Origin of the sequence: Serratia sp. BNK-4, from assembly GCF_048685115.1 — a bacterium.
Classification (GTDB): Bacteria; Pseudomonadota; Gammaproteobacteria; order Enterobacterales; family Enterobacteriaceae; genus Serratia; species Serratia bockelmannii.
This window is the reverse complement of record NZ_JBLQTM010000001.1, coordinates 1,586,231-1,604,818: the sequence shown is the minus strand read 5'-3', so window position 1 is coordinate 1,604,818 and position 18,588 is coordinate 1,586,231. Positions and strand designations below refer to the sequence as shown.

General features: G+C 58.9%; 20 protein-coding genes and 1 tRNA gene. 8 read left to right on the top strand and 13 right to left on the bottom strand.

Annotated features, from left to right (window positions below; genetic code table 11):
• Window positions 1-236: 236 nt before the first annotated feature.
• Window positions 237-1,790 (top strand): peptide MFS transporter, encoded by a 1,554-nt coding sequence (locus ACMGGW_RS07700; RefSeq protein WP_043141745.1) that lies wholly within the window; start codon window positions 237-239, stop codon window positions 1,788-1,790.
• Window positions 1,791-1,839: 49 nt separating this feature from the next.
• Here the strand turns inward: ACMGGW_RS07700 and ACMGGW_RS07695 are convergent, their stop codons facing one another.
• Genes ACMGGW_RS07695 through ACMGGW_RS07680 form a run of 4 tightly spaced genes read right to left on the bottom strand, consistent with a single transcriptional unit; the run spans window position 1,840 to window position 3,401 of the window.
• Entirely contained in the window at window positions 1,840-2,238 is a 399-nt protein-coding gene (locus ACMGGW_RS07695) for a VOC family protein (protein WP_025302393.1), read from the bottom strand.
• Entirely contained in the window at window positions 2,229-2,657 is a 429-nt protein-coding gene (locus ACMGGW_RS07690; RefSeq protein ID WP_197832183.1) for a YeeE/YedE family protein, read from the bottom strand. Before ACMGGW_RS07690 ends, ACMGGW_RS07695 begins: the two co-directional genes overlap by 10 nt.
• 2 nt (window positions 2,658-2,659) lie before the next feature.
• Window positions 2,660-3,094 (bottom strand): YeeE/YedE family protein, encoded by a 435-nt coding sequence (locus ACMGGW_RS07685; protein ID WP_043141752.1) that lies wholly within the window; start codon window positions 3,092-3,094, stop codon window positions 2,660-2,662.
• Complete coding sequence (locus tag ACMGGW_RS07680) at window positions 3,084-3,401, bottom strand: ArsR/SmtB family transcription factor (protein ID WP_033638023.1); 318 nt, start codon at window positions 3,399-3,401, stop codon at window positions 3,084-3,086. The genes ACMGGW_RS07685 and ACMGGW_RS07680 overlap by 11 nt, the downstream gene beginning before the upstream one ends.
• A 136-nt stretch (window positions 3,402-3,537) precedes the next feature.
• On the opposite strand from ACMGGW_RS07680, the gene ACMGGW_RS07675 reads away from it, so the two are divergent.
• Window positions 3,538-4,338 carry a helix-turn-helix domain-containing protein gene (locus ACMGGW_RS07675; protein ID WP_197832184.1) on the top strand — a complete coding sequence of 267 codons (801 nt, stop codon included), beginning with the start codon at window positions 3,538-3,540 and terminating at the stop codon, window positions 4,336-4,338.
• On the opposite strand, the gene leuA is transcribed toward ACMGGW_RS07675, so the two are convergent.
• On the bottom strand, window positions 4,289-5,977 hold the full coding sequence (gene leuA, locus ACMGGW_RS07670; protein WP_197832185.1) for a 2-isopropylmalate synthase: 1,689 nt from the start codon (window positions 5,975-5,977) through the stop codon (window positions 4,289-4,291). The genes ACMGGW_RS07675 and leuA overlap by 50 nt on opposite strands.
• A gap of 210 nt (window positions 5,978-6,187) precedes the next feature.
• Here leuA and ACMGGW_RS07665 point away from each other — a divergent pair, with 210 nt between their 5' ends.
• Entirely contained in the window at window positions 6,188-6,565 is a 378-nt protein-coding gene (locus tag ACMGGW_RS07665) for a MysB family protein (RefSeq protein WP_043141761.1), read from the top strand.
• A 33-nt stretch (window positions 6,566-6,598) separates the two neighbouring features.
• Window positions 6,599-7,144, top strand: coding sequence for a GNAT family N-acetyltransferase (locus tag ACMGGW_RS07660; RefSeq protein ID WP_025302387.1), 546 nt, complete (start codon window positions 6,599-6,601; stop codon window positions 7,142-7,144).
• Window positions 7,145-7,150: 6 nt separating this feature from the next.
• Here the strand turns inward: ACMGGW_RS07660 and ACMGGW_RS07655 are convergent, their stop codons facing one another.
• The 3 genes from ACMGGW_RS07655 to mdoG form a co-directional block, all read right to left on the bottom strand.
• Window positions 7,151-7,348: a YceK/YidQ family lipoprotein gene (locus ACMGGW_RS07655; protein WP_049205154.1), complete on the bottom strand. Its 198-nt coding sequence runs from the start codon at window positions 7,346-7,348 to the stop codon at window positions 7,151-7,153.
• 212 nt (window positions 7,349-7,560) lie between these two features.
• Window positions 7,561-10,119, bottom strand: a complete 2,559-nt coding sequence (gene mdoH / locus ACMGGW_RS07650) for a glucans biosynthesis glucosyltransferase MdoH (protein WP_025302385.1) — start codon at window positions 10,117-10,119, stop codon at window positions 7,561-7,563.
• Window positions 10,112-11,680, bottom strand: a complete 1,569-nt coding sequence (gene mdoG, locus ACMGGW_RS07645) for a glucans biosynthesis protein MdoG (RefSeq protein WP_025302384.1) — start codon at window positions 11,678-11,680, stop codon at window positions 10,112-10,114. Before mdoG ends, mdoH begins: the two co-directional genes overlap by 8 nt.
• A gap of 259 nt (window positions 11,681-11,939) precedes the next feature.
• On the opposite strand from mdoG, the gene mdoC reads away from it, so the two are divergent.
• From mdoC to ACMGGW_RS07625, 4 genes are all read left to right on the top strand, one after another.
• Window positions 11,940-13,070, top strand: a complete 1,131-nt coding sequence (gene mdoC / locus ACMGGW_RS07640) for a glucans biosynthesis protein MdoC (protein WP_043141764.1) — start codon at window positions 11,940-11,942, stop codon at window positions 13,068-13,070.
• A 303-nt stretch (window positions 13,071-13,373) separates the two neighbouring features.
• Window positions 13,374-13,598, top strand: coding sequence for a hypothetical protein (locus tag ACMGGW_RS07635; RefSeq protein ID WP_197832187.1), 225 nt, complete (start codon window positions 13,374-13,376; stop codon window positions 13,596-13,598).
• Window positions 13,599-13,879: 281 nt separating this feature from the next.
• On the top strand, window positions 13,880-15,601 hold the full coding sequence (locus ACMGGW_RS07630; RefSeq protein ID WP_015377414.1) for a potassium/proton antiporter: 1,722 nt from the start codon (window positions 13,880-13,882) through the stop codon (window positions 15,599-15,601).
• Between the two features lie 248 nt (window positions 15,602-15,849).
• A complete protein-coding gene (locus ACMGGW_RS07625) occupies window positions 15,850-15,978 on the top strand; it encodes a hypothetical protein (protein WP_016928228.1) in 129 nt (42 codons plus the stop codon).
• Between the two features lie 62 nt (window positions 15,979-16,040).
• On the opposite strand, the gene ACMGGW_RS07620 is transcribed toward ACMGGW_RS07625, so the two are convergent.
• The 5 genes from ACMGGW_RS07620 to cho all read right to left on the bottom strand — a co-directional run bounded on the left by ACMGGW_RS07620 (window position 16,041) and on the right by cho (window position 18,410).
• Complete coding sequence (locus ACMGGW_RS07620) at window positions 16,041-16,172, bottom strand: hypothetical protein (protein WP_256376330.1); 132 nt, start codon at window positions 16,170-16,172, stop codon at window positions 16,041-16,043.
• A 69-nt stretch (window positions 16,173-16,241) separates the two neighbouring features.
• Window positions 16,242-16,745, bottom strand: a complete 504-nt coding sequence (locus tag ACMGGW_RS07615; protein WP_043141770.1) for a YlaC family protein — start codon at window positions 16,743-16,745, stop codon at window positions 16,242-16,244.
• A gap of 132 nt (window positions 16,746-16,877) precedes the next feature.
• The gene (locus tag ACMGGW_RS07610) at window positions 16,878-17,168 is read right to left on the bottom strand and encodes a sigma-S stabilization anti-adapter protein IraP (RefSeq protein ID WP_420279299.1); all 291 of its coding nucleotides are present in this window, start codon (window positions 17,166-17,168) and stop codon (window positions 16,878-16,880) included.
• 184 nt (window positions 17,169-17,352) lie between these two features.
• Window positions 17,353-17,449 (bottom strand) — tRNA-OTHER (locus tag ACMGGW_RS07605).
• Window positions 17,450-17,561: 112 nt separating this feature from the next.
• A complete protein-coding gene (gene cho, locus ACMGGW_RS07600) occupies window positions 17,562-18,410 on the bottom strand; it encodes an excinuclease Cho (protein WP_049208464.1) in 849 nt (282 codons plus the stop codon).
• Window positions 18,411-18,588: the final 178 nt, after the last annotated feature.

Here is an 18,588-nt window from a genome sequence, read left to right as displayed (position 1 = left end):
GGGATACAGGTACTAGACAAAACCAACGACCAGTTATCAAATGGTTAAATAATATCACGCCAGATGTGAAGCATCGGCCAAGTGAAGAAAAGGTCAGCACGCTTTCCACGGTTTATCAGCGTTGCAGCCGCGGTGTTTGTCGGGTAATCCGCATTGGGCGGATCGCCTTCATTAAATACACATACATACCACAGTACGGGCTGCAGCCTTGCAGCGCCTTTTATTGGGAAATCGTTATGCAATCCTCTGTCAATAAGTCAGAAAGCCGGACCTTCTTCGGCCATCCCTATCCACTGGGTTCTTTGTTCTTCACCGAAATGTGGGAGCGCTTCTCGTTCTACGGCATCCGTCCGCTGCTGATCCTGTTTATGGCTGCCACCGTGTACGACGGCGGTCTGGGTCTGGCGCGTGAGAACGCGTCGGCGATCGTCGGCATCTTCGCCGGCAGCATGTACCTGGCGGCGCTGCCGGGCGGCTGGCTGGCAGATAACTGGCTCGGCCAACGCAAGGCCGTCTGGTACGGTTCGATCCTGATCGCGCTCGGCCACCTGTCGATCGCCCTGTCCGCAGTGATGGGCACCAACCTGTTCTTCATCGGTCTGATGTTCATCGTGCTCGGTTCAGGCCTGTTCAAGACCTGTATCTCGGTGATGGTCGGCACGCTGTACAAGAAAGGCGATGCACGTCGCGACGGCGGCTTCTCGCTGTTCTACATGGGCATCAACATCGGTTCGTTCATCGCCCCGCTGATCTCCGGCTGGCTGATCAAGTCACACGGCTGGCATTGGGGCTTCGGCATCGGCGGTATCGGGATGCTGGTGGCGCTGGTGATCTTCCGGGTGTTCGCCGTCCCAGCAATGAAACGCTATGATCGCGAAGTGGGTCTGGACTCCACCTGGAACAGCCCGGTCGCGAAGAAAAAAGGCGTCGGTGCCTGGTTGCTGGCGTTGGCGGCCATCCTGGTGGCGGCCATCGTGCTGATCGCTCAGGGCACGATCGTTATCAACCCGGTCGAGGTGGCCAGCGTGCTAGTGTACGTCATCGCCGCCTCGGTCACCCTGTACTTCATCTATCTGTTCGCCTTTGCCGGCCTGAGCCGCAAAGAGCGCGCACGCCTGCTGGTGTGCTTCATCCTGCTGATCTCCGCCGCGTTCTTCTGGTCAGCGTTTGAACAGAAACCGACCTCGTTTAACCTGTTCGCCAACGATTACACCAATCGCATGATCGGCGACTTCGAGATCCCGGCGGTGTGGTTCCAGTCGATCAACGCCCTGTTCATCATCCTGCTGGCACCGGTCTTCAGCTGGGCCTGGCCTGCGCTGGCGCGCAATAACGTGCGTCCGAGCAGCATCACCAAGTTCGTGATCGGCATCCTGTGCGCCGCCGGTGGTTTTGGCCTGATGATGTTGGCCGCGCAGAATGTGCTGAGCAACGGCGGCGCCGGCGTATCGCCGATGTGGCTGGTAGGCAGTATCCTGATGCTGACGCTGGGTGAGCTGTGCCTGAGCCCGATCGGGCTGGCCACCATGACGCTGCTGGCGCCGGAGAGAATGCGCGGTCAGATGATGGGGCTGTGGTTCTGCGCCAGCGCGTTGGGCAACCTGGCGGCCGGTCTGATCGGCGGTCACGTCAAGGCCGACCAACTGGATATGCTGCCGAATCTGTTCGCTCGCTGCTCCATCGCGCTGCTGATCTGCGCCGCCGTGCTTATTGTGCTGATCGTGCCGATTCGCCGCATGCTGGAAAATACCCAGTCCAAGAGCGCGCAAAAACCGGCGACCAACGTCTGACGGATACCCCGTTTTATCTCGCAAACCGGCGCTCGATGCGCCGGTTTTTTTATGCCTGCCAAGCCTGATGTTGCAATACCACCCGATAGCCATCAGGATCTTCAAAGGTTTGCCCCGCCCGATCCCAATAGGGATTATAGGCGGCGACCGATAAAAACCCTGCCGCCTGCATCCGCTCACACGCAGCCCGCCATTCGTTCTCATCCGGCAGATAAAATACCAGCAGATGATCCTGCGTCGGCGCCTGCCCGACCCGCACCCCACGATGCTGCGTGAACTCCAGATGGTAGGCATGCTGCGGATGCCCAATCATCATGCCGTCAAACCCCTGATGATCGACAAACTCACCCAGCTTTTCGAAACCCAGCCCGCGGCAATACAGCGTAGCAATCTCTTGCAACCGATCGGTCGGGCGCGCGATGCGCAACACCGCTTTGGCTATCGACACGTACTCCTCCTCCTCATGATAACGTCATACAGCGCCATACCCGCCAGCATCGCCAGCAGGAACGGCCATACCCGGCTTATCTCCGCCCCGGCCAACACCCAGGCGGGGCCAGGGCAAATGCCCGCAATGCCCCAACCGATGCCGAACAGCGCGCTGCCCGCCAGCAAACGACGATCCAGACGCCCGGCGGCCGGGATCTGCAGCGGTTCCCCCAACAGGCTACGCTCGCGTCGCCTCGCCCACAGGAAGGCCGGCGCCGCCACCGCGATCGCACCCGCCATCACCAACGCCAGCGAGGGATCCCACACGCCGGTAACGTCGAGAAACGCCAACACTTTGGCCGGATTGGCCATGCCGGCGACGATCAGCCCCAGACCGAAAATGATGCCGCTCAGCAGCGCCAACAGCGTTTTAAGCATTCTCAACCTCCCGCCAGGTAGCGCATCAACCACACGGTCATAAAGCCCAGCAGCATAAACACCGCCGTGGCGGCCAGCGAACGCGGCGCCAACCGTGCGACGCCGCATACGCCGTGCCCGCTGGTGCAACCGCTGCCCAATCGAGTGCCCAATCCCACCAACAGCCCTGCGGCCGCCAGCCCGCCGTTGCCGACCGCGATCTCACCGGACGGCAAAGCCGCAGCGGCAGCATACAGCCAGGGCGAGAGCAGCAACCCGCCAATAAATGCGGCGCGCCAGCCCCGCTCCCAGCCAGCGGCACTCAAGACACCGCCGGTAATGCCGCTGATGCCAGCGATCCGGCCGTTGAAAAGCAGCAGCAGCGCCACCGCGCCGCCGATAATGGCCCCACCCGCCAGCGCGGAATAAGGCGTGAAGTGTGGCCAGTCAATGGTCATCGCGGTTCTCCGGTTGCGGGCAATAAAGTTGATACAGGGTGTGGAGCAGCGCCAACGCTTTAGCATCGGCCACCGCATAGTAAATCTGCTTGCCGGCGCGCCGGGTGGACACCAACCCTTCCTCCCGCAGTACGCCAAGCTGCTGGGACAGCGTCGGCTGGCGGATATCCAGCGCCTGCGCGAGCTCGCTCACCGCCATCTCGCCCTGACTGAGCCGGCACAGCAGCAGCAGCCGATCTTCGTTGCCCAGAGTGCGCAGCATCGCGCCGGCCTGCGCCGCCGCCTTGCGCATCGCGTCAATATCCATTGCCCCTCCATCAATATATAAAATTATATAATATCATTTTATAAACTATTTTGCCGTACCACGCCACAGACTGGTGTGAAACAGCGCCGCATGGCATCCTGTCATTTCCCCTTTTGCCGTGCGGAGACTGCTTACAATGCTGTTGTTTCACGACGTTCTGCCGCCCGATCAGCCCATCCGGCCGTTAGCCAGGGATTATCGCCACGGCGACAGCGAGCCGGAGCACTACCATAACTGCGCGCAGCTGATCCACAGCCTGAGCGGCGTGGTGCAGGTCACCACCCGGCTCGGCAGTTGGGTGGTGCCACCCGGCCGCGGCGTCTGGGTACCGGCGAAAGTGGTGCACAGCCTGCGCATCACCGGCCAGGTGGCGGCCAGGACGCTGTTTGTCGATCCGCTGGCGCGCGCCGATCTGCCGGCTCAGTGCCAGGTGGTGCAGGTGTCGCCGCTGCTGCGCGAGCTGATTATCAGCGCGATGGAGATTACGTCCGGCTATCCCAGCGGCGGGCGCGATGAGCGCGTGATGGAACTGATCCTGGATGAGTTGCGAATGCTGCCGAGCCTGCCGCTGCACTTGCCCGAACCGCGTGAGGCCTCACTGCTTGCCCTGTGCCGCCATATTCAGGCCACGCTGGCGCAGCCCTGGACGCTGGAACAGGCGGCCGCTCAGCTCAGCGTCAGCGGACGCACCCTGTCGCGGCGCTTCCAGCGAGAAACCGGGCTGCATTTTGCCGATTGGGTGCGACGCGCCCGTTTGCTGGCGGCGCTGAACGCGCTGGCGACCGGCCGCTCGGTGTTGGAAGTGGCGCTGGATCTCGGCTATGACAGCCCCAGCGCGTTCAGCGCCATGTTTCGCCGAGTGCTGGGGGTCGCGCCCAGCGACTATTTCAGCCGGGCCGCGCCGACGTTGACACCAGATAGCGCCCGGCAACGTTGAACAGCGCCTGCAGCGAAGCGCTGGCGGAGTCGACGTCGATGCCAACGCCGTAGCTCGCCTCACCGTGCGGCAGCGCACAGCGGATATAGGCCACCGCTCGACTGTCGCTCTGATGCCCCAACGTGTGCTCGTGGTAATCCTCGATCGCCAACGGCAAGCCGAAGCGTTGGCGCAGCGCATCCACCGCGCTGGAAAGCAGGCCGTTGCCGGCTCCCTGCAACCGCAGTGTCTCCCCCTGCCAGGCGACTCTCGCGTTGAAACTGTAGGCCTCTACCCCGTGACTTTCCGTCTGGTAGCTCAACAGCTGCAAGCACGGCTGCTCCACCAGCCCGTAAGTGTCGCGGAATAAGCGCCACAGCTGCGCGACGCTCATTTCCTTACCGCTGCCGTCGGTCGCCCGCTGGACCACCTGGCTGAAATCAATCTGCAAACCGCGCGGCAACGCCAGCCCATGGTTCTGCTCCAACAGCCAGGCGGCGCCGCTTTTGCCGGACTGGCTGTTAACCCGGATCACCGCCTCATAGCTGCAGCCGACATCGGCGGGATCGAGCGGCAGGTAAGGCACCTGCCACCAGCCATCTTGTCGCTGGCGTTGCGCGGCGAAACCTTTCTTGATCGCATCCTGATGCGAACCGGAGAAGGCGGTAAACACCAATTCGCCGGCATAAGGATGGCGAGGATGCACCGGCAGCTGATTGCACTGTTCCACCACCTCCACCACCTGTTTCAGGCGGCTGAAGTCCAGGCCCGGCGCCACGCCCTGGGTATAAAGATTCAACGCCAGCGTAACCAGATCGACGTTGCCGGTACGCTCTCCGTTGCCCAACAGGCAGCCTTCGACCCGGTCGGCGCCGGCCAACAGCGCCAGCTCCGCGCAGGCCACGCCGGTACCGCGATCGTTATGCGGATGCACGCTGATCGCCACATCGGCGCGACGGCTGAAATGGCGGCAGAACCATTCAATCTGATCGGCATACACGTTGGGCGTACTCACTTCCACCGTCGCCGGCAGGTTGATAATCATCGGCCGCTGCGGCCCCGGTTGCCACACCTCCGCCACCGCTTCGCAGATCTCCAGCGCGAACTCTAATTCCGTAAAACAAAAGGTTTCCGGCGAATACTCGAAGCACCAGGCGGTATCGGGCTGAGCCTCACAATGCCGGCGAATGCGCCGCGCGCCGTTCACCGCCAGCGCCACGGTAGCGGCCTTATCCTGGCGGAACACGATGTCGCGAAACATCGGCGCCGTGGCGTTGTACAGATGCACGATAGCCCGTGGCGCCCCCTGCAGCGCCTCGAAGGTACGATCGATCAGATCGTCGCGCGACTGCGTCAGCACCTGAATCGTGACGTCGTGCGGGATCAGTTGCTCGTCGATCAGCGTGCGCACAAAATCGAAATCCGTTTGCGACGCCGAAGGGAAAGCCACCTCAATCTCTTTGAAACCGCACTGCAACAACAATTGATAGAATTCGCGCTTGCGCGCGTTATCCATCGGCTCCGCCAGCGCCTGGTTGCCGTCGCGCAGATCGCTGGAGCACCAGCGCGGCGCCTGCCGCAGCGTGCGCGCAGGCCACTGGCGATCCGGTAACGTAACCGGCGGGAACGGTCGGTATTTGCTTGAAGGGTCGATTAACATGGGCTTCTCCTGATGCCTGAGTGAACGATACCGTCATTATTTCCCGTCTCCGCGCCTGCTTCTCCCGCTTTGCGGACAACCGTCGTCGCAGAGCGGACAACAAAAAAATTTGCATCCTGCGCCAGTGAGACAACAATTAGTTTTGACGTTTTTCCCCACCGCGCCGGCAGCACGCCGGACGCTTTATTCTCATTGTCAACGGAGGCGAACATGAGCCTGTATGCAACCCTGGAAGAAGCCATCGAGGCCGCACGCGAAGAGTTTCTCGACACCGCCGAAGGCGGCAGCGGTGACGAACCGCCGGTGCCGCAGCAGTTCAATCTGCAAAAGTACGTGATGCAGGATGGCGACACGATGTGGCAGGCGGAGTTCTTCGAAGAAGAGGGTGAAGCGGTGGAATGCCTGACGCTGCGCAGCGGTGCGGCGGCACAGGCGATCTTCGACGGGGACTACGACGAGGTGGAAATTACCGCCGAGTGGATAGACGAAAATACCCTGTATGAATGGGAAGAAGGCGACTTCCAGCTCGAACCGCCGCTGGATACCGAAGAAGGCCAGGCCGCGGCCGATGAGTGGGATGAACGTTAACCCGTACCACGTTTTTATCGCCAAGGAGGCAGCATGATTATCCGCCGGGCCCGCTCTACCGACTACCCCGCCATTTTGCAGCTGCAGGGGGAAAACGTGCCGGAAGCGCTCGACGAGCGCCAAAAACGGCAGGGATTTATCGTATCGCGCATGAATGAGGCGCAGCTGACGGCGATCAACCGCGGCATCGGCATACTAGTGGCCGAACAGGAGAACCAACTGGCAGGGTTCGTTTGCCTGATGCCTGCCGACGTGCAACCGCGGCCGCCGGTGGTGGATGCGATGCTGGCGACGCTCGCCACGCAGTCCTTCGCCGGGCGGGCGCTGAGTGAGCAGCGGGTGTTTCTCTACGGCCCGGTTTGCCTCGACGCCGCCTGGCGCGGCAAAGGCGTGCTGAAACGCCTCTACGCCGCCGTCAAAGCGCACACCAGTCATGACTACGACGTGGGCGCGCTGTTTATCGACGACGACAATCCGCATTCGTTGGCCGCTCACGTGCAAGGGTTGGGCATGACGGCGCTGGCACCTTTCCACTGTGGGCAGAAAGGCTATCAGCTGGTGGTGTTCGCCACCCGCTGAGCAGGTTTATTCATAGGGGCCGTGCTGCGCATCGAACGGCAGCATAAAGGTGTCCACCACCATCGACAACGGCACATCTATCACCGTGACGTAACGCCAGGGCGTATCGCGCAAATCCCACTGCACGCCGGGATAGTACTGGTGGCCATGCCCCGCGCCGGGCATGGTGCGGCTGATGATGCTGCCGCAACCGGTTAAGACCATCACGCCGGCCGCCACGCAGGCCAGCCGAAGGTAGGAAGAGAGCTTCACGACATTGACTCTGAGCAAAGGGTTGTTTCGCGAGTGAACAACGCATCGGCCGCAGTCTATCACAGTTCCCTTTCTCCACCGGCATCGGCGCGCGTAAGCAAAAGGTAAAAAAAAACGGGGAACGCGCCATGCGCATTCCCCGTTTGAGCGTTGCCGTTCAGCGATTAACGCCGGCCCGTTGGGTGCGCCAGCGGGTTATGCGGCAACTGCTGATAGTGCTCACGCCAGGCGGCGCCTTCCGGCAACAGCCAAACGCGCTGGTGCAAACGAGCCAACGTAACCGGATCGCTCAGCAGCTCCAGACGTTTGCCCTTCACCAGTTTCTCCGGCCCCAGCTGCAGCGCTTCGTTCACCCGCTCCTCGCGGTTGCGATCGAGCGTCGCACGCAGATGGTGACGCGCCGTCGCCAACGCCGTCGCCAGCGCGTTGAAGGATGGGTTGACCACCGCATGCATAAAGCCGTTGGTCAGCGCGCGGTTGCGGTTGAGATGCAGATATTCTTCCGTCGCCAGCAACTCGCGCGGCGGGTTGTACTCTTCCGGGATCAGGAACAGCTTGGCGCGTTTGCTCTTCATGCCCAGCGTTGCGCGGCTCGACAGCACCGACACGAACGGTGACAGGATCAGCGAGAACACGATCGGCGCTAACCACCACAGGAAGCGCAGATCCAGCCACGCCATGCCGCCGGCCCACACCAGGCCCAGCAACATCTGCGAGCCATGGCGGCGGAACGCTTCACCCCAAGGCGTATCGTCATCGTCACGCTGCGGAGAATTCCACACCACTTCCCAACCGAGGAAGGCGCTCACTACGAACACGGTATGGAACAGCATGCGCACCGGCGCCAGCAGCACCGAGAACAGCATTTCCATCAGCATCGAAATGAACAGGCGGAACGCCCCACCGTACTCTTTCGCGCCCTTGGCCCAGATCAGCACAATACTGAGCAACTTCGGCAGGAACAGCAGCACCAGCGTGGTGGAGAACAGTGCAATCGCCAGCTCGGGCCGCCACTGTGGCCAGACCGGGAACAGCTGCCGCGGCTGCAGGAAGTATTGCGGTTCCATCAGCGTATGCACCACCTGCAATGCGGTGGAGAGCGCCAGGAACATGAACCACAGCGGCGCCGACAGGTAAGACATCACGCCGGTCAGGAACACCGCACGGTGCACCGGGTGCATCCCCTTCACCAGGAACAGGCGGAAGTTCATCAGGTTGCCGTGGCACCAGCGGCGGTCGCGTTTCAGCTCGTCCAGCAGGTTTGGTGGCAGCTCTTCGTAACTGCCCGGCAGATCGTAAGCGATCCACACGCCCCAGCCGGCGCGGCGCATCAGCGCCGCTTCAACGAAGTCGTGCGACAAGATTGAACCGGCGAAGGAGCCCTCGCCCGGCAACGGCGCCAGCGCACAATGCTCGATAAACGGCTTCACGCGGATGATGGCATTATGGCCCCAGTAGTGCGACTCGCCCAACTGCCAAAAATGCAGGCCGGCGGTGAACAACGGCCCGTAAACGCGGGTGGCGAACTGCTGCACGCGCGCATACAGGGTATCCATACCGGACGCCTTCGGCGCCGACTGGATGATGCCGGCGTTCGGGTTGGCTTCCATCAAACGCACCAGCCCGGTGAGGCATTCGCCGCTCATTACGCTGTCGGCATCCAGGATCACCATGTAACTGTACTCACCGCCCCAACGACGGCAGAAGTCGTCGATGTTGCCGCTCTTGCGTTTTACGCGGCGGCGGCGGCGGCGATAGAAGATGCGGCCGTGGCCGTCGACATCGCGGCACAGCTCCATCCACGCCTTTTGCTCCGCCACGCAGATGTCCGGATCGTAGCTGTCGCTCAGCACGTAGATATCGAAGTGTTCCAGCTGACCGGTCGCGGCGACGGACTCATAGGTCGCACGCAGGCCGGCGAACACGCGTTCGACGTCTTCGTTGCAGATCGGCATGATCAGCGCGGTGCGGTGCGCCGGGTTGATCGGCTCATCGCCCTTGATGGTAGAGGAAATACTGTATTTGTCCTTGCCGATCAGCAACTGCAGGAAGCCCATCAGCGCGGTCCAGAAACCGGCCGAGACCCAGCAGAACAGCACGGCGAACAGGATCAGAATGCCGGTTTGCAGCACATACGGCAGCAGCTGCAGCACCGACTGCATCAGATCCTGATCCAACATGGCGATAGGATCGATCAGCGCCCAGCCCTGATAAGGCAAGATGGTTTTCATGTACCAGGTGGCGATGCCGGTCTGCACCAGCATCAGCACCAGCAGCACATAGCGGCGCATGGAGCCGACGACACGCCAGCGGTTTTCGGCCGCGGCTTCCTCTTTGGTGGCGTGCCGATTGTGCGGTGAACGCCCCAGCAGAGAATCCCAGAAGCGCGCCACCGGGTTGGTGCGCCAGGCTTCCGGGAACATGGTGGTGCGTTTGATCGGCGGCGTCGCCTTCAGAATGGCACGCCCTTCGGCGTCGGTATCGAAGTCGTCATCGCTGACCGCATCCGGCCAGGCGTTTTCGATACGCGGTTTGACCGAGGCCAGCGCCACGTCATCCGCCGACAGGCTATTGACGTTGGCGTCGGCGGCGCCCATCTGCCGATGGAGCGCCTCCAGAGCCTGAGCGTCATCCGCCGTTTGAGGGTTGAGCGCCTCTGACCGCTCAGCGGTCAGAGGCAACGCCGCAAGATAATCCTGGGCGGGTTGAGTAGGCTTATTCATTGGCAGGTAGCTGATAGCTCCAGGTTTCCGACAGAGTCTTATCGCCATTGACCAGCGCCGCACGCATTTCTACCGGCTTCTTGTCGTCTTTCACTTTCAGACGCACCGTCAGGCGCCAGCCTTTGGTCACTGGGTTATAGCGGACGTTGTTTTCTACCATTTCACCATTGTCGCCGATGCTGATCTGAGAGGCGACCGGGGTATTGGCATCCAGTCCTTTCAGCACCGGGCCAACGAAGTCGACCAGGAAAGCCACGCTGCCGTCTGGCTCGCGAATCAGGTTGGACTGCTTCACGTCACCGGTCGAACGCATGGTCCGCGCCACATAGGCGATGTCTTGCGAATGCAGCTTGTCTTCATCGCGGGTGAAGTTCAGGCGGTAGCTCAGCGTCAGCGGCTTTTTGGCTTCCGGCAAGGTATCCGGCGTCCAGAACGCGACGATGTTGTCGTTGGTTTCATCCGCCGTCGGGATCTCCACCAGCTCGACCTTGCCTTTGCCCCAGTCGCCCTTCGGTTCGATCCAGGCGCTCGGACGCAGATCGTAACGATCGTCCAGATCTTCATATTCTTTGAAGTTGCGACCGCGCTGCAGCAGACCGAAGCCTTTCGGATTCTCAACGGTATAGGTGCTGACGGACAGGTGTTTAGGATTGTTCAGCGGACGCCAGATCCACTCGCCGTTGCCGGCATGGATAGACAGACCGTTGGAATCGTGCAACGCCGGGCGGTAGTTCAGCGTCGGTGACGGCTGGTTCGGCCCGAACAGGTACATGCTGGTCAGCGGCGCCAGGCCCAGTTTGCCCACCTTGTCGCGCAGGAACACTTTAGACTCGACGTCCACGGTGGTGTCGCGGCCCGGGATCACCGTGAAGCGGTAAGCGCCGGTGGCACGCGGGGAATCCAGCAGCGCGTAGATCACCAGGTGCTTGTCGCCCTGCTTCGGACGTTCAACCCAGAATTCGCGAAAACGCGGGAACTCTTCGCCGGACGGCAAAGCGGTGTCGATAGCCAGGCCGCGAGCGGAAAGCCCGTAAACCTGCCCTTTACCCACCACGCGGAAATAGCTCGCGCCCAGCAGGCTCATGATCTCATCGTTTTTATCGGCGCTGTTGATCGGATAAAGCACCTTGAAGCCGGCAAAACCGAGATTTTTCACCGATTCAGGGTCGTGTTTGACCGAACCGAAGTTGAAGTAATCTGGGCTGTACTTGATCTGTTTTACGCTGGTGGAGGTGACTTCGTTGATTTTCACCGGCGTATCGAAGTACATCCCCTGATGATAAAACTCAAGCTTGAAAGGGGTTTTCAGCTTGCTCCAATAGGCTTTATCGTGATTGAACTGAATCTGCTGATAGTCTGCGAACTTCATCTCGCGGAACTGAGAAGGAAGGTTGCTCTTCGGGGCTTCGAAACCTTTCGCCGCCAGATCCTGCGCCTGCTTGGCGACATCATCAATAGAAAAGGCCCATGCCGGCGAACTGAACAGCGTGAACAATACGGTAGCACCTAACCAACGAACGCTCGCGGCGCGTGGTTGTCCGGATAATATATTAACTAGCACATCCCCCCCTATTCGTGTGCTCAAATCATTTAAATCCATATTAATGGATTACTCAGCTTTCCGACAACATGATAAATGGATGGTTCATGTTTACGGCTCATTGTTTAAGCAGCTGATGGAACACCAGCGTAGCAAGCCGCGCAACAAGACGCTATGGAAAAATGCGGGGGGCTATAGTAGGGTTCCGGATAACAATTTAACGTTTGACGACTTATTAAGCGTGTTAATGAACTCTCGATTAAATCACCAGCGGTAATCTATGACTAAAGGCAGCAAACAGCGCGAGTTTTTCCTCGATTCGATCCGAGCCTATTTGATGTTGCTCGGCATTCCGTTTCACCTCTCCCTGATTTATTCCAGCCACGCCTGGGCGGTGAACAGCGCGTCGCCCTCCTTCTCGCTCACGGTGCTGAACGACTTCATCCACGCTTTCCGCATGCAGGTGTTCTTCGTGATCTCCGGCTACTTCTCCTACATGCTCTACGAGCGCTACGAGCGCCATCAGTGGTTGAAGGTCAGGCTGGAGCGGGTGGCGATCCCGCTGTTGAGCTCCATCCCGCTAATTACGGTGCCGCAATTTTTCATGCTGAAATATTTCACCGATAAATTAAACGGCTGGGACGAGTTTTCTCTCTATCAGAAAATAAATGTAACAGTTTGGGAATTGGTGTCTCATCTGTGGTTCTTATTGACCCTGTCATTGTTGACCTTCGCCTGCTTTTATCTGTTCCGCAAAATCAAGCGTCAAACCCGCGATCCTATTCCACCGTTAATAAACAGAATGCGTGGATTAGGAAATGTCTCACTGTGTTTCTTTATTTATGCGGTATGCTATTCGGCCGCGCACCGTATTATTTTAATTTTCGCGCCGCAGCTATTATCCAATGGCTTGTTCAATTTCGTGGTGATGGAGACGATGTTCTACCTGCCGTTCTTCATCCTCGGCGCCTATGCGTTTAAGTATGTGTGGCTTAAAGAGATTTTTCTGCGTCGTTCGCCGCTGGCGCTGCTCGGCTCGCTGCTGCTGTTTATCGCATATATGCTGAACCAGAAACTGTTGGCGCACAGCAGCTATATGTTCGAGCTGGAAGTGGTGATCAAAACCCTAATGGGGATCCTGATGACCAATGTGGTGTTCTCTTTCGGGCATAACCTGCTGAATTATCACTCGCCGCGCATCACCTATCTGGTCAACGCCTCGCTGTTTATATATCTGGTGCACCACCCGTTGACCCTGATATATGGCGCTTTCGTGACGCCGTATATCGGCAATAACCTGTTGGGATTTTTGCTGGGCCTGCTGTTTGTGTTCTCGCTGGCCTTCGCGTTATATGAGCTGCACAAGCGCATTCCGGTGCTGCGTTTCCTGTTCTCCGGCAAGCCGCAATAACCTTGTCCCCTGTAAACCTGACCGTTCGCAGGGGTTTTCTGTCATATTAACGCCGCGCAGAAAGCCTATACTGGTCGTTTGCATACAGAGCACACATTGCTCAGCCTGGCGTCGCCCGTTAGGGCACAGTGATACGGCAGCATAGATTACCTAGTCGTTATAACTGCAATGCATAAGTAAAAATCCATATCCCTGCCTTACGGTAGTGATTGGGCTCGACACCCCCGAAGGGCTGCGCGATCGTTTAATTCATTCGATGGCGTTAGCTGCATCTCCCTTCCGTCACGACAGAGAGGATTTTGAATGACCGATAAGAACACCCCGGCTCAGGAAGCCGTAGCGGAAAACGCTACCCTGCTGAAGATCCTCGGCAGGCTGCTGTCCGCGCTGGACGCCTCAATCAGCGGCAAAGAACGCAGCGTTTTGGTCGCTGAGCTCTCCAACTTTAATCTCGACGGCATTTCTGAAGCAGAAAGCAAGCTGGCCACCGAGCTGATCAAACGGGCGCTGGAATCGCTCGACCGCTAACCCTACCGCGCCTGCAAACCATTAAGCCTGCCTGCGCGGGCTTAATGGTTTTTCCTCCGAGCCGCTCGATCATTGTTGCCACAGCAAAAATACAGCAGCCTGATAATGTTGGATAAAAGGCAGAATTTCCCCTCTTCTCCTCACTTTCTTAGTTTAATCGTACCAAAGGGCAATAATTGATCGATTGTTTTCACAATCAGCCTTGGCGTTTTACCCACTAAACACGTTATCATCGGCATACGCGCAGTGCCCCCTATCCCCAGCCTCAGGAGAGCGAAATTTTGGATGCCAGCACCATTAACAGCTTGTTCGTCATCGGTGCCGTGCTGGTGGGGGCAAGCATTTTGCTCAGCTCATTTTCTTCCCGACTCGGCATTCCGATCCTGGTGATCTTCCTGGCGATCGGCATGCTGGCCGGCGTCGACGGCCCCGGCGGCATCGTCTTCAGCAATTACCCGGTCGCTTATCTGGTCAGTAACCTCGCGTTGGCGGTGATCCTGCTCGACGGCGGCATGCGCACCCGGGTTAGTTCGTTCCGCGTGGCACTGTGGCCAGCACTGTCTCTCGCCACCGTCGGCGTGGTGATCACCGCCGGCCTAACCGGCATGGCCGCCGCCTGGCTGTTCAACCTCGATCTGCTGCAGGGCTTGCTGATCGGTGCCATCATCGGTTCCACCGACGCCGCCGCAGTCTTCTCGTTGCTGGGCGGCAAAGGGTTGAACGAACGCGTCAGCGCTACGCTGGAGATCGAATCCGGCAGCAACGATCCGATGGCGGTATTTCTCACCATCACGCTGATTGCGATGATCGCCGCCGGGGAAACCGCGCTAAGCTGGACCTTCCCGCTGCATCTGATGCAGCAGTTCGGCATGGGCATCGTCTTCGGTCTCGGCGGCGGCTGGCTGCTGCTGACGCTGATCAACCACATCAAGCTGGCGGACGGTCTCTACCCGCTGCTGGCGGTGAGCGGCGGCATTCTTATTTTCGCGCTGACTACCGCGCTGGACGGCAGCGGCATTCTGGCGGTGTACCTGTGCGGTCTGCTGCTGGGCAACCGTCCAATCCGCAACCGTCACGGCATCGTGCAAACCTTCGATGGCCTGGCCTGGCTCAGCCAGATCGGCATGTTCCTGGTACTCGGCCTGCTGCTCAACCCGCATGAGCTGCTGCCGATCGCCATCCCTGCCCTGCTGCTGTCGCTGTGGATGATCCTGTTCGCGCGCCCGCTGTCGGTGTTTATCGGTTTGCTGCCGTTCCGCAGCTTTACCCTGCGCGAACGCGGCTTTATTTCCTGGGTTGGCCTGCGCGGCGCGGTGCCGGTGATCCTAGCGGTGTTCCCGATGATGGCCGGGCTGCCCAACGCCCAACTGTTCTTTAACGTGGCGTTCTTCGTGGTGCTGGTTTCCCTGCTACTGCAAGGCACCACGCTGTCATTCGCCGCCAAAAAGGCCAAGGTGATCGTGCCGCCGGCGCTGACGCCGATCTCCCGCGTTGGGCTGGACGTACACCCGGAAAACCAGTGGGAACAATTCGTTTATCAGCTTTCGGCGGAAAACTGGTGCGTCGGTGCTGCGCTGCGTGAACTGAAAATGCCGCCTAATACCCGCATCGCCGCCCTGTTCCGCGGCAAAGAGCTGTTGCACCCTAGCGGCAGTACCCGGCTGCGCGAGAACGATATTTTGTGCGTCATCGGCCATGAGCACGACCTGCCGATCCTCGGCAAGCTCTTTAGCCAGGCACCGGCAGTGACGCTCGACGAGCGCTTCTTCGGCGACTTTATCCTGCAATCCGACGCCCGTTTGAGCGACATCTCACAGGTTTATGGCCTCAACCTGCAAGACGACGTGGACGAGCAGCAGACGCTGGGGCAGTTCGTCATTCAGCTGATCGGCGGCGAACCGGTGATCGGCGACCAGGTGGAGTGGGACGGCCTGACCTGGACCATTGCAGAAATGGACGGCAATCAAGTCAGCAAGATAGGCGTCAGGATCGTGACCGACTGACGCTGCCGCACAGCGGCGCTATCAGATGAGGGAACTTCTGGCCTTAAGAACGTTCTTAATCACTATCACGATGTATGCGATTCGGCGCCGCTGAATTATATCCCTTTGATATAAAAACTTAACAGCGGCGCCCACAGGGATTAAGGGTGTGAACGGCAAGACTCGATTTCTTTCGGTGATGATGCTAATGGCGCTGGGTGTAGCGGCAGCCGATCTCAGCATCGCCGGTTTGGTCCATAGACTTTTAATTGGATAATTTTAACGTGACGCAGCAGGAACAAGAAAAAGACATTCTGGGGAAAATACTGGTGACGGTGTCCGCGCTTTGCCTGATTCTGGTGGCGGCGTTCCTGATCTGGGGATTCGTGCTGGATTGATGCCACGCGACGCTCAGACATAAAAAAAACCGCCGCGGCGGTTTTTTTTATGGGTCAGGCGATCAGATCTTGCAACCTTCGCAGTCCGCTTCGTCTTCGAGGATTTCAGGGACCTCTTTTACCTTCTGCGCCGCTTTTTCTTCGGCTTTCGCCAGTTCGGCATCGATATCAAAATCGAAAATATCATCACTCATCGCTTGGTCCTTATTCTGCTTCATGTTCAAACGCTGAGTATAATCGACATGCCGCCGGCCGGAAACCTTTCAGTTTGCCGCCGCCAGCTGCGGTGGCTCATCCTGCGGCTTTTTTCCGTATGCCATATCGTACACGTCGTAGAAGTCGATTTCGCCCTTGTTGCCGATGATGACTCGCATCTTCTGTTTCAGCGCGGCGCCGATGGAGGGCTCATCCAGCAATTGCTGCACCGCATAAGGCGACAGCGCGCGGGTGAAGTACCATTCGCCATTGTAGCAAACCCGCAGATCCAGCACCCCGATGTCCTCGAAACGGTACACCGGCCGGATCTCGATCAGCAGCATGGCGAACATGAACAGCACGAAGGCGGTGAAGCCCAGGAAGGCATACACTCCCATGTACGGCACCTGATACATCACGGCGATCACCGCGAAGTAACCGGCGAACATGGCAAGGCACAAATAGCGGTGAGTACGGGCGAATTCGCTGTTGAAGCGCGGCTTGCCGTCACGCCCTTCGCGCCGATTGATCTGCTCAATCTCTTTAACCAAGATGCTTTTAATCGCGTCCATCGTTACAACCTTAAGCTGGAAACAGCATTGCCATCAAATCTCGCTGCTAAAAGTAACACAAGTACAGTTTTGCCGGGTAGATCAGTTAGCCAACTTAATGACGGCAACTGTTATAGTTCGGCTTCAGCGCGGCTAAGCGGCCTTGCCTTGCGCAAACATGAACATGCGCTGGGCCACATCGTCGGCCTGCTTGATTTTCTGCTTTTGCGGTTCGTTGCTGCGCTGAATGGCGCGGGCGTAGGCGATTTCATGGGCCTGATCGATCATCGCGATGATCCGATCACGTTCGGTCTTCTCCATATTGCCTAACATGGTGGTGATAATCGCCTGATAAGCGTTGGACGCGGCGGTCAGCGCTTTCTCTCTCGCCTCGAGGGCGGCGACGCGTTGCAAGAGTTCCTGCAGTTGATCGGAGTGAGACATATCGACCTCCTGTTGCCGGGCAGCAAGCCTGCCTGATTACAGTTTAGCAAAGGATCGAAAGAGAAAGAGGAAGGAAAGCCAGCGGTTACGGTAAAGCACACCCGAAAATCCCAACGAGGAGCCGATAGTGCAAATCAACCCGGGTGCGCTTTACGGTAAGCGCGATGAGACGAAGGAAGAAAGCTGGCGCGCTATGCAGGACTCGAACCCGCGTCTATCAATTTTCAAGCCAAAACAAGCCATTATAAAACCAATCACTCTGCCAACTGAGTTAATAGCGCGTTCCTTCGCTTCGGGGCGCCATTATCCATAACAACATTATGGATTCAAGCTTTTTTAGCATAATGCCCTGACTTTACGGATAAATCTTAGGTTATCACCAGCATGATGGCCTTACGGCAGCTCAATAATCGGGTAATCGCCGGCGATGAGCGGCTTGCACAAAATCTTGTAGCCATCGCTGTCGAAATGGCTGGCCGCGCTCTGTAGCCGCTCCGCCTGCGCCAGATCGCCGACCGAGCCCAGATAAAACCAATTGTGGATCACATGGTACTGACGCAGCGTCTCGCCCTGCTCCTCCAGCGCCACGCGCCCGGCGAACGGCCAACAGGCGATGCGCAACTGCTCAAGCGCCGCGCCGAGCCGCAGCGCATGCTCCTGCGCCGACTCCACGCCACAGCAGGCGCCCGCGCACTTGCGCAGGCTGTAGCGGAAACAGGCTCGCCCTGCCGGCAGCTTGTCGATCCCCAGCTTGCCGTAACATAAACGATGCTCGTCGGCGATGGCGCGCAGCTTTTCCAGCGCGGCGTGGCGATTGGCAAACAGCCCGTAGAGGTGGGGCGTGACGGCGAAGTCGATCTCTTTGGCGTGAGCAATCGTCACCGCATCTGCCTGCAAGCGCAGCGCGCACAGCTGTTTCGAACGCCGCAGACGTTTGTTGAACAGCGGCTGTTGCTGTTTGATCAATTGCGCCTCCAGCAGCAATGCCCCCAACTCGCCTGCGGTCTCGATAAAGCTGATGCGCCGGGTTTGGCGCAGCATTTTAGCCTCGTCCTGCGCGCGGAAGTGCGCCATCACCCGGCTGCGTATATTGACGCTTTTACCGATGTAAAGCGGCAGGCTCTCGCTTTGACCGTGAAACACATACACGCCCGGCCCTTTGGGCAACGGCGCCAGGCAGGCGCGCAGGTGCTCCGGGTATTGGTAAATGTCGAGTTCTGGCTCGAGGCGGTTTGGCATCATGGCGGTGGTGTTATCCTGCTGATGAATGAATACTGGTTTTTTACCCAGTATAACGCCCAACGCAGCCGGTTGCACACGTGGTGGATAATAACTCGCCGTGATCTTTAGCGGGAAAGCCTTTACTATCCCCTTTCCAGCGGGAAAGCGCCTCACGTTTAGCGCCAGTTCAAGCTGGCGC

Bases quoted from the DNA above. Each gene is read 5' to 3' on its own strand.
- ACMGGW_RS07655 (WP_049205154.1), bottom strand. From the start codon at position 7,348: ATGGTCTTAACCGGTTGCGGCAGCATCATCAGCCGCACCATGCCCGGC.
- ACMGGW_RS07610 (WP_420279299.1), bottom strand. From the start codon at position 17,168: ATGTCTCACTCCGATCAACTGCAGGAACTCTTGCAACGCGTCGCCGCC.
- ACMGGW_RS07635 (WP_197832187.1), top strand. From the start codon at position 13,374: ATGACCGATAAGAACACCCCGGCTCAGGAAGCCGTAGCGGAAAACGCT.
- mdoH (WP_025302385.1), bottom strand. From the start codon at position 10,119: ATGAATAAGCCTACTCAACCCGCCCAGGATTATCTTGCGGCGTTGCCT.
- ACMGGW_RS07660 (WP_025302387.1), top strand. From the start codon at position 6,599: ATGATTATCCGCCGGGCCCGCTCTACCGACTACCCCGCCATTTTGCAG.
- leuA (WP_197832185.1), bottom strand. From the start codon at position 5,977: ATGTTAATCGACCCTTCAAGCAAATACCGACCGTTCCCGCCGGTTACG.
- ACMGGW_RS07675 (WP_197832184.1), top strand. From the start codon at position 3,538: ATGCTGTTGTTTCACGACGTTCTGCCGCCCGATCAGCCCATCCGGCCG.
- mdoC (WP_043141764.1), top strand. From the start codon at position 11,940: ATGACTAAAGGCAGCAAACAGCGCGAGTTTTTCCTCGATTCGATCCGA.
- ACMGGW_RS07685 (WP_043141752.1), bottom strand. From the start codon at position 3,094: ATGACCATTGACTGGCCACACTTCACGCCTTATTCCGCGCTGGCGGGT.
- cho (WP_049208464.1), bottom strand. From the start codon at position 18,410: ATGATGCCAAACCGCCTCGAGCCAGAACTCGACATTTACCAATACCCG.
- ACMGGW_RS07680 (WP_033638023.1), bottom strand. From the start codon at position 3,401: ATGGATATTGACGCGATGCGCAAGGCGGCGGCGCAGGCCGGCGCGATG.
- ACMGGW_RS07690 (WP_197832183.1), bottom strand. From the start codon at position 2,657: ATGCTTAAAACGCTGTTGGCGCTGCTGAGCGGCATCATTTTCGGTCTG.
- ACMGGW_RS07620 (WP_256376330.1), bottom strand. From the start codon at position 16,172: ATGAGTGATGATATTTTCGATTTTGATATCGATGCCGAACTGGCGAAA.
- ACMGGW_RS07700 (WP_043141745.1), top strand. From the start codon at position 237: ATGCAATCCTCTGTCAATAAGTCAGAAAGCCGGACCTTCTTCGGCCAT.
- ACMGGW_RS07615 (WP_043141770.1), bottom strand. From the start codon at position 16,745: ATGGACGCGATTAAAAGCATCTTGGTTAAAGAGATTGAGCAGATCAAT.
- ACMGGW_RS07665 (WP_043141761.1), top strand. From the start codon at position 6,188: ATGAGCCTGTATGCAACCCTGGAAGAAGCCATCGAGGCCGCACGCGAA.